Below are 1,718 nucleotides of genomic sequence, written 5' to 3'. Positions count from 1 at the left end.
AGAGAGTTTGCACCATCCGATTGACTGAAAACGGTGATGCTTCAACACAAATATCACTGTCAACCGTCTCGTCTGCTCCATCCTGCTGATAGCAATGTAGTATATCAACCATACAACGCCTTTTCTCTTCTGAAAGGAGAAGCCATAGAAGATACGGATGATGATGACGACAACGAACTAACGGAAGAAGTCGCCTTGCATGATAATCCGAATTTGCCCCACGATTACTTTGACATGATTATCATAGATGAGTGCCACCGCTCTATCTATGGAAACTGGCGCAAGGTACTCGAATACTTTGACACGGCAAAACTAGTGGGACTGACGGCAACCCCTATTCCAGAAACAATAGCATTCTTCAATAACAATCGTATCGTCAACTATACTTTGGAAAAGAGTATTGTGGACGGTGTAAATGTGGATTGCCGTGTATATCGCATCAAGACAGAAGCTACCGAAAACGGTGGAGCTATATTGGAAGGAGAAAAAGTAAAAGAGGAGACTCGCTATACAGGAGAGATAAAAACAATCAGCAACAAAGAGACAAAGACCTACACCAATAAAGAACTGAACCGAAGCATTATCAACCCGGCACAAATCAAACTAATACTCTCCACTTATCGTGATGCGGTCTATACCGAGATGTTCAACGACCCACAGCGTGAACCAAATATGGACTATCTGCCCAAGACTTTGATATTTGCTCTCAACGAAGCCCATGCCACCAACATAGTGCAGATAGCGAAAGAAGTGTTTGGACGTACTGATGACCGTTTCGTTCAGAAAATCACTTATTCGGCAGGAGATAGCAATGAACTGATACGACAATTCCGAAACGATAAGGATTTCTGTATTGCCGTGACTTGCACATTGGTTGCAACAGGTACGGACGTAAAACCGCTGGAGGTGGTGATGTTTATGCGTGATGTAGAGTCCCAATCTCTTTATGTTCAGATGAAAGGTCGTGGCGTGCGTACCATCGGAGATGAGCAGCTACGCAATGTTACTCCAAATGCCTTTAGCAAGGATTGCTTTTACTTGGTGGATGCTGTGGGTGTTACAGAACACGAAAAGACTGTCCCTACAGCAACTGATGAGCCTACGACAAAGACCATTACCCTCAAAGAATTATTGGAACGGATTAGTCATGGTTATATCCCCGATGAATATCTGAAACGGCTTGCAGCAACACTTGCCCGAATCTATAACAGAGCTGATAATTCTCAACGAAAAGAGTTTGAGAACTTGGCTCACGGTGATATGAAGGAATTGTCGGCAAGAATCTACACTGCGCTTGAAAACGACACACTTCCTCCTTTTATAAATGCAAATGAACCCAATAGCGAACGCAAAGGATTGGTTTCTCCACTTGCAAATCATGCGGATGCCAGAAGATATTTGCTTATCCTTGCTGCCGGATTTGTCAATACATTGATGCCGGGCGAGGACACGCTTATCTCAAAAGGTTTCTCCGTAGAAGAAGCAAAAAGTACGACGGAGGCATTCGAGGAGTTCTGCAAAGAACATAGTGACGAGATAGAAGCTTTACGCATTATATATAATAATGAAGGAGAGCCAATCACTTATTCAATGTTGAAGGACTTGGAGAATAAACTCAAAATGGCGAATAACCATTTTACGTCCAAACAACTTTGGAACTCCTATGCCATAGTCAATCCAGCGGTTGTAAGACGTCCACAAATCCACCACAGGCGAGC

At 43.4% G+C, this 1,718-nt stretch carries 1 pseudogene; it reads left to right on the top strand.

From position 1 onward, the window contains the following. Positions 1 to 1,718 (top strand): annotated as a pseudogene (locus BACCOP_RS00005) (DEAD/DEAH box helicase family protein); the annotation flags it as partial.

The organism is Phocaeicola coprocola DSM 17136 (genome assembly GCF_000154845.1).
Lineage (GTDB): Bacteria > Bacteroidota > Bacteroidia > Bacteroidales > Bacteroidaceae > Phocaeicola > Phocaeicola coprocola.
This window is presented reverse-complemented; position numbering and strand designations above follow the sequence as displayed.